7 protein-coding genes and 1 pseudogene are annotated in these 7,776 nt (G+C 51.1%); 2 read left to right on the top strand and 6 right to left on the bottom strand.

The genetic code is table 11. The annotated features are described in order from the left end of the window. Positions 1-279 precede the first annotated feature (279 nt). Positions 280-897 (bottom strand): annotated as a pseudogene (locus J1785_RS05555) (IS3 family transposase); the annotation flags it as partial. A 443-nt stretch (positions 898-1,340) separates the two neighbouring features. Continuing rightward, positions 1,341-1,508 carry a hypothetical protein gene (locus J1785_RS05550; RefSeq protein WP_217157670.1) on the bottom strand — a complete coding sequence of 56 codons (168 nt, stop codon included), beginning with the start codon at positions 1,506-1,508 and terminating at the stop codon, positions 1,341-1,343. A 31-nt stretch (positions 1,509-1,539) separates the two neighbouring features. Between J1785_RS05550 and J1785_RS05545 the strand changes: the two genes are divergently transcribed. Both J1785_RS05545 and J1785_RS05540 read left to right on the top strand, forming a co-directional pair. After that, positions 1,540-2,325, top strand: a complete 786-nt coding sequence (locus J1785_RS05545) for an EAL domain-containing protein (RefSeq protein WP_235173062.1) — start codon at positions 1,540-1,542, stop codon at positions 2,323-2,325. 142 nt (positions 2,326-2,467) lie between these two features. Beyond that, positions 2,468-3,922 (top strand): protein adenylyltransferase SelO, encoded by a 1,455-nt coding sequence (locus J1785_RS05540; protein ID WP_129990439.1) that lies wholly within the window; start codon positions 2,468-2,470, stop codon positions 3,920-3,922. A 46-nt stretch (positions 3,923-3,968) separates the two neighbouring features. Here J1785_RS05540 and J1785_RS05535 read toward each other — a convergent pair whose 3' ends face one another. Genes J1785_RS05535 through J1785_RS05520 form a run of 4 tightly spaced genes read right to left on the bottom strand, consistent with a single transcriptional unit; the run spans position 3,969 to position 7,636 of the window. Further along, the gene (locus tag J1785_RS05535) at positions 3,969-4,757 is read right to left on the bottom strand and encodes a heme ABC transporter ATP-binding protein (RefSeq protein ID WP_217218983.1); all 789 of its coding nucleotides are present in this window, start codon (positions 4,755-4,757) and stop codon (positions 3,969-3,971) included. After that, complete coding sequence (locus J1785_RS05530; protein WP_274388850.1) at positions 4,750-5,778, bottom strand: FecCD family ABC transporter permease; 1,029 nt, start codon at positions 5,776-5,778, stop codon at positions 4,750-4,752. The genes J1785_RS05535 and J1785_RS05530 overlap by 8 nt, the downstream gene beginning before the upstream one ends. Next, a complete protein-coding gene (locus J1785_RS05525; RefSeq protein ID WP_217218982.1) occupies positions 5,775-6,605 on the bottom strand; it encodes a heme/hemin ABC transporter substrate-binding protein in 831 nt (276 codons plus the stop codon). Before J1785_RS05525 ends, J1785_RS05530 begins: the two co-directional genes overlap by 4 nt. Then, the gene (locus J1785_RS05520) at positions 6,602-7,636 is read right to left on the bottom strand and encodes a hemin-degrading factor (protein ID WP_217218981.1); all 1,035 of its coding nucleotides are present in this window, start codon (positions 7,634-7,636) and stop codon (positions 6,602-6,604) included. Before J1785_RS05520 ends, J1785_RS05525 begins: the two co-directional genes overlap by 4 nt. Between the last annotated feature and the right edge of the window lie 140 nt (positions 7,637-7,776).

Genomic DNA, 7,776 nt, shown 5'->3' with positions numbered 1-7,776 from the left:
GGATAATATAACCCCCACTTTACTTTACATGGGGGTAATGACTCAATCAAATTTGTAACTGGAGTTAATGTCGATTATGCGATACATCTAATGTGTTAGATAATAGTTTTTGTTGAAACCACTTCTTAGTGGCATAAACAGCAGTCGCTGCAAGTGCAATATTACACAAAGCACTAATAATATCAGATGAGCTACCCAATTCTACAATTTGTTCCTTGTTAAATATGGATAATACAAAGGCTGTGAAAATTGACCTCCCCCCAGTATTAGATACAAGGCTCAGTTAGTAATGTCGGATCCTTCACTCTCAGAATTACCCTTTCTCCAGCCCGCTGCAAATTCAGACGGTGTCTGATAATTCAGCGTGGAGTGTGGGCGACATTCGTTATAATCCTGACGCCATTCACTGATGGTTTTCCTGGCATGGCTGATGTCGCTAAACCAGTGTTCATTCAGGCATTCATCGCGAAAGCGTCCGTTAAAACTCTCAATAAATCCGTTCTGTGTCGGTTTACCGGGCTGAATAAGCCGCAGCTCCACGCAATGCTCAAAGGCCCACTGGTCAAGTGCTCTACAGGTAAACTCCGGCCCCTGGTCAGTTCTTATCGTAACCGGATAGCCGCGAAACAGCGCAATACGGTCCAGAATACGCGTGACCTGCACGCCTGAAATCCCAAAGGCAACAGTGACAGTCAGGCATTCCTTTGTGAAGTCATCGACGCAGGTAAGGCACTTGATCCTGCGACCGGTGGCCAGTGCATCCATGACGAAATCCATTGACCAGGTCAGATTGGGCGCATCCGGGCGAAGCAGCGGAAGCCGCTCAGTCGCCAGACCCTTACGACGTCGTCTGCGCTTCATACTCAGGCCGGCTAGCCGAAAACTGGCAGGAACGCGCTATCATGCGCAGGAGGTCAGGCAAACCTGCCAGCATATCATGGCCCTCTATCCCTCGATGCAGGCTGAACTGACTGAACTGCAAAACTGGCTGGTGCGCTGTATCAGATAACGGCGGGGATTCCAGAGGCCGTTGAAAGGATGGCCTCCGGATGCTGCTAGATTGCACTGCGCCTATACTTTTTCTCCGCAATGGTACCGGCCTGATGGCGGATAGTGCCGGTTTATTAAAACGTTATAAAAACTCACTGATCCCACTTAAAAAGCCCGGTGGTGAATGCTGCTACTTGCGCAATATTTCATAAGACACTATAACCATTAGCTAAAATATTTAGTAACATCCATTATTGTGCATCGGCACAAAACACCACAGAAATTCTTGATTAAAAATGACGGGTAGCGCTCACGAGGCAAGTTGCACGTTCTTATGTCTGGCGATAAGATTAGTCTGAAATGTCTGCATTGAATGATATAAAGCTCAAAAAGAAGGCCGCAAGGCGCAAGGCATTTTTAAAAAACTTTGATTTCGCAGCCGTTCGCGTGATCGTCGCAGCACCCTTACAATCGGAGAGGCTCTTTCTTGATATCAATTTCTTTAATGTTTTGGTCATACCCCGGGGCTCCGGTATCTTTATGATCTGATTGATAGTCAAAAAAGTTATTAATCAATTAGCCGTGCCGTTGATGTTTTGGACAAAAATGAAAATACAATTCGATACGGCCTTTAACAGCAGCTATCTGTGCCAGCCGGTTTACACCATTGAAGGGAAATTACTGGCTGTAGAATTAATTTGCCGTTTTTCCAGTGCTGACAGTAAGTTAGTGATGCCTACAGAACTGGTTCTGAACCTGTTAACACCGCAGCAGTTATTACGATTTCTCACTGAGCAACAGATATGGGCGTGTGAGCATGCCCAATGGTTTACCGATAATCAGGTTATTTTGAATATCAGTGTTGAGGAAAAACAGGTGGCCTTATTGCTGGAAGATGAAAATCTTCGCAATGCTTTCAGCACATATACTTTCATTCATCTGAATTTAAGTGAGTCGTTTCCACGACTTTCCGAAGGCAGGAATAATGAACAAGTGGTGGCATTAAACAAATATTTTCCACTGTGGCTGGAAAACTTCGGCTCAGGCAGCATCACCATGGCACCCATTTTTGACCATCTTTTTCAGTGGGTGAAGCTCGACAAAAATCTTTTCTGGCAGTTATATGAGGGTGAAAATTTCACCATTGTAATGCCCTCGCTGGTAAGAAATGTTAGTCGATTTTGCCGTAATATTGTGGTCGACGGGCTAGACTCGCAGGACTATTTCGACGCGTTACGTAAAGCGGATATACAGGGTATGAAGGGATTGCTATGGCCTGGTGTTGAGCCCGCCGAACTGGACAGCCTGCTCATCCGGCCTGCTCAGTTTCATTAGTCGTGACACGCAGTTTTACGCTCAGGATCCCGGCCAGCACCTGCTGTTCCGGGATTTTTGATATCTGCGGATAATAATCTCCCTGCATTTCCTCCGTGTTAATTAATGCCCTGCAGTCCTACACTATCAAAAAGGGGGATTTATGCCGCGATTTGAACATCATTATGCTGAGCAGTTACCTGGCTTTTACACACAGTTGCAACCGACGCCGCTAAAAGGCGCAAGACTTCTTTATCACAGCGAACCGCTGGCGCGTGAACTGGGACTGGATGAATCACTTTTTGATGCTGAACATCGCCAATACTGGTGCGGTGAAAAAATTTTCCCGGGCATGGAACCTCTGGCTCAGGTTTACAGCGGGCATCAGTTTGGCCAGTGGGCCGGGCAACTGGGCGACGGACGCGGTATTTTACTGGGCGAACAGGTTTTACCTTCAGGAAAACGCTTCGACTGGCACCTTAAAGGGGCAGGGTTGACACCTTATTCACGGATGGGCGATGGCCGTGCGGTTTTACGTTCTGTGGTGCGTGAGTTTCTGGCCTCTGAAGCGCTGCATCATTTATCGGTACCGACAACGCGCGCGCTGACGATTGCCACCAGTGATGAGCCGGTTTTCCGCGAGCAGCCTGAGCGCGGTGCGATGTTGATTCGTGTGGCAGAAAGTCATATCCGTTTCGGTCATTTCGAGCATTTCTATTACCGTAAACAGCCTGAGCAGGTGAAGCAGCTGGCAGATTACGTCATCGCACATCACTGGCCTCAGTTGCTGGAAAATCACCAGGCTGATGCGTTACGTTATCAGCAATGGTTTACCGAGGTGGTGGAGCGTACTGCCCGGCTGATAGCGCAATGGCAAAGTATTGGTTTCGCCCACGGTGTGATGAATACCGACAATATGTCGATTCTCGGGCTGACCATCGATTACGGTCCTTATGGCTTCCTCGACGATTATCAGCCAGGTTATATCTGTAATCACTCCGATCATCAGGGACGCTACAGCTACGATAATCAGCCTGCGGTGGCATTCTGGAATCTGCATCGTCTGGCACAAACATTATCCGGTCTGATGTCTGCAGAACAGCTACAAACTGCGCTTGGCGAATATGAACCCGCGCTTATGAGAGCCTATGGCACGCTGATGCGCGGTAAACTGGGCTTCTTTACGGAGAATAAACAGGATAACCATCTGCTCACCGGTTTGTTGAGCCTGATGGCAAAAGAGGGCAGGGATTTCACCCAGACCTTCAGGTTGCTCAGCCAGACAGAACAAAGGCAAGCCACATCGCCGTTGCGGGATGAATTCATTGACCGTGACGCTTTCGACAGCTGGTACCAGGCCTACCGCCAGCGCTTACAAACGGAAGATGTTGATGATGCAACGCGACAGGACGCCATGAAACAAAGCAATCCGCGTATTATATTGAGAAATTATCTGGCACAGAAAGCCATCGAAAGGGCTGAAGTGGATGATATCAGTGCGCTGGAGCAACTTCATCAGGCATTGCGTGACCCTTACAGTGATGCTCCTCAGTATGACGAGATGGCGAAACTGCCGCCCGACTGGGGGAAACATCTCGAAATTTCCTGTTCAAGCTGACATAAAAAATGCCACATTCCTGTGTGGCATTTTTATTGAGTCGTCTTTACTGGCGTAAGAAAATCTGTGGCAATTCGGTTTCCGGATGCAGGCAGACGTTCAAATCTGCCTGATACCAGTGGCTAAGGGTGGCTTCGCTCAGTACCTCAGCGGGCGTCCCGCTGGCGACCAATTTACCGCTGTGCAATAAAATAATCCGGTCGGCATACAACGCCGCGAGATTGAGATCATGCAATACGCAACACACCGCCAGCGGTGTTTGCCGGGTTAACTGTCGCAGCAAACGCAACGCGTGTTGCTGATGATATAAATCCAGTGCCGACGTAGGCTCATCCAGAAATAACCAGTGTGGGAAAGGTTCGGGTTGCCAGAGCTGGATAAGCACCCGCGCCAGCTGAACCCGCTGTTGTTCGCCGCCCGATAAATGGCGGTAATCCCTTTCTGCCAGATCCAGACAACCGGTTTGCGTCATGACCTCAGTAAGTGCCCGTTGCATATTGTGCTGGCCGTGCGGTGAACGCCCGAGTGTCAGGACTTCGCGCACGCTAAAGCCAAACGCTAGGGTACTGTTCTGGCGCATAACTGCCCGCGTACGCGCCAGTTCCTGTGCCGGCCAGTCATTAAGAGGTCTTCCCTGAAGCGAAATCTTTCCCGTTTGTGGCAACAGGTAGCCGGTCAGCATACGCATCAGCGTTGATTTCCCTGCACCGTTTGGCCCAATCAGCGCGACCATCTCGCCGCTTTGCAAGCTCAGTGAAACATCGTCAATTAACCGGCGGTCATTAACGCAATAGGTCAGGTTTTCTGCCACCATTGATGAAGCGAAATCAGGCATTACGCGGTACTCCGGGGCGCAGGATCAACCATAAAAAATAAGGCGCTCCAATCAGGCTGGTCAGCAATCCTACCGGCATTTCTGCCGGAGCGACCAGCGTGCGGGCCAGCGTGTCAGCGAGCAAAAGCAGGCAGGCGCCCGCCAGGGCCGAACCCGGTAAAAGCCAGCGGTGGTCAGCACCAATACGCATCCGCAACAGATGCGGGATCACTAAACCGATAAAACCAATCACACCAGAAACTGCGACGGCAGCCCCGGCCAGCAGAGCGCTAAGCAGCAAAAGTTGCAATTGCGTACGGCGGACATTCACACCGAGGTAATGTGCATCTTCTTCCCCTAACTGCAGAATGTTCAGGCGTCGTGCCATGAAAAACGACGCAATGCAGGCTGGCAGGATCAGCGAAGACGCCACGGCCAGCGTCGGCCATTGCGCCTGCCCGAGACTGCCCATGCTCCACAATGAAAATTGGCGTAATTGCTGATCGTCACTGACATAGGTCAGTACACCGACCGCCGCGCCGCATAAGGCATTAATGGCAATACCGGCGAGCAGCAAGCGCGACAATCCGCCATGACCAAAACGACTCAGCGTAAAGACGATGACAGAAATCGCCAGGCTGCCAGCGAATGCGCTGATCATGTGACTGTAAAGTGCCAGTAATGGCGGTAAAGCCAGCGGCATTACTATGGTTAGCGCAACCGCCAGCGCTGCGCCACTGCTGATCCCAAGCAGGCCAGGATCTGCCAGCGGGTTGCGGAACAATCCCTGCATAACCGCACCGGAACTTGCCAGCGCACAACCGACTACCATAGCCAGCAGTACGCGGGGAAGGCGAATGGTCAGCCAGACCTGCCATAAGCTATCGTCAAAAGGACGCCCGAGAAGCGTTCTTAGCGACAGTGACATCGCACCAGTATTCACCGCCATCACGGCTAACACCAGCAGAGCGCAGCCGATGCCAGTCAGCGCCCAGACTGGCGCGCGGCGACGCGATAACACCGGAGGGCTCATGCTGCTCATTTTACCTGTTCCGCAGCATGGCGTAGCTGAGCCATCACCTCTGGCGTTTGCAAACCAAAGCCCAGCAGTGACATATCATCAATGACCAGTACGCGCTGATTCTTACCGGCCGGTGTCATAGCAACGCCAGGCAATTTCCACACCTGTTCCATCCCGCCAAGTGTCTTAACACCGTCAGCGGTCAGTAAAAGGATATCCGGCGCACTGGCAATCACGCCCTCCTGGGACAGCGGACGGTAGCGGCTGAAACCTTGCATAGCGTTTTTCGCCCCGACAGAGGTAATCATCGCATCTGCCGCGGTATCCTGACCGGCTGCCATCGATGACATGCCGCCATGGCTCATCACAAACAGCATTTTTACCGGCAGGGCATCGTGGCGAATCGCTGAAATCTGCGAACGATAGGTCGCGATGAGTTTTTCACCTTCTGACTGCCGGTTCAGTGCCGCCGCAATTACGACGATTTTACGCGGGACGGTATCCGCAGAAGGTGTACCCGGCACACGAACCACTCTTACACCGTTCTGCTCAAGCTGCCGCAACACCAATGACGGCTCTGCCAGTTCGCTGCTCAACACCAGCGAAGGATGCATAGACAAAATTCCCTCAGCGCTGAGCTGGCGCATATAACCGACGTCCGGCAGGCTACGTACCGCCTGCGGACGCAAGCTGGTACTGTCGCGGGCGACCAATTCGTCGCCAGCACCGAGTGCGTAGATAATTTCGGTCACGTCACCGCCAATACTGACCAGTTTTTCAGTGGCATGCAGCACCGGCGTCACCAGCAACGCTGTAACAGCGGCCAGCATTTTCAACATTGTTTTCATGCAGCCACACCTTGCTGGGACAGTTGCGCCAGCTGTTCCCGCCACTGAGTTTGTTCAGGCGTGCCTTCGCTACGCTGACCATACAGTTGTGCGATCTGCGTACCGTCAGCGGCAAACAATTCCAGGCTGGTTACAAAACCATCTTTGGTGGGTTTACGGGTGATCCAGCTTTCCGCGATGGCACTTTCCACCAGATGCAGGGTGAACTGTTTGTTGAAGACATTGATCCATTCTCCGTGTGGCATGACCTTTTCGATCTGACCGGTGAAAATCTGCACGCAGCCACGGTTGCCCACAAAAATCATGATTTCGTTTTGGTCATCTTTGGCGATATTCAGTAAACGCGTCAGTGAGCCGTTATCCACACGCCATGCCAGATCGTCCCCGACGGCTTGGAATGCTTGCTGGCGGGTGACGTCGTGGCGTTTCAGCAACTGGAAGAACTGATGAACGTCGGTCATTGCGCGCCATTCAGCATCGAGAGTGCGGGTATCTGCGGCCATCAGGGCCGGCGTTTCAGGAACTGCCTCTATCTGCAACGGCGGATTGACGTCACTTTTGTACTGCGCAATCAGCGCATTCCATGCCGCCATGTCAGTTTCATCGGTGTTATACACCTTATGAACGGCATCGCCGTGCGCATCGAAGAACTGAATACTGTGGCGAACACCACGGGCCGTGTTTTCTGACAGGCTGAAAATATACAACCAGTGTTGCAGAAACAGACGCAGGTCCAGCGCGCGGGGATTAAGGATCAGACCGGCGTGACCACTCAGATGTTGATTTTCATAGCGACCTTCCTGCTCATGTACGGCAAAGTCGTTGCGGGTAATCGATTTAGTGCTGCCGACATTTTCCAGAGCAGCCAGTAAGGTCCGTGCATCAACATCCAGACGTGCGGCATCATGTGAAACACGCAAAGCTGTCAGTTCCGCTTCGCTGATCCCCAACATTTCCGCCAAATCGCGGGCATATTTACCCGGATTAGCTTCTTTGGCTTGTAAATAATCCTCATAGTGAACTGAATGCATTGCTGTTTCCTCGTTGTCAAAGTTACCCGTTACATAGCGGGTAAAAACCTACGCTGTTATGTGAATGATTTGTAAAAATATTTAGCAGAAAACCTTGTTTTGGATTTTGTTGCTAATGGTAATTAATATCATTTTGATAA

The sequence above is a fragment of the Rahnella perminowiae genome (assembly GCF_019049755.1).
Lineage (GTDB): Bacteria > Pseudomonadota > Gammaproteobacteria > Enterobacterales > Enterobacteriaceae > Rahnella > Rahnella perminowiae.
The sequence above is the reverse complement of the archived record's forward strand: the minus strand, read 5'-3'. Positions and strand labels throughout refer to the sequence as shown.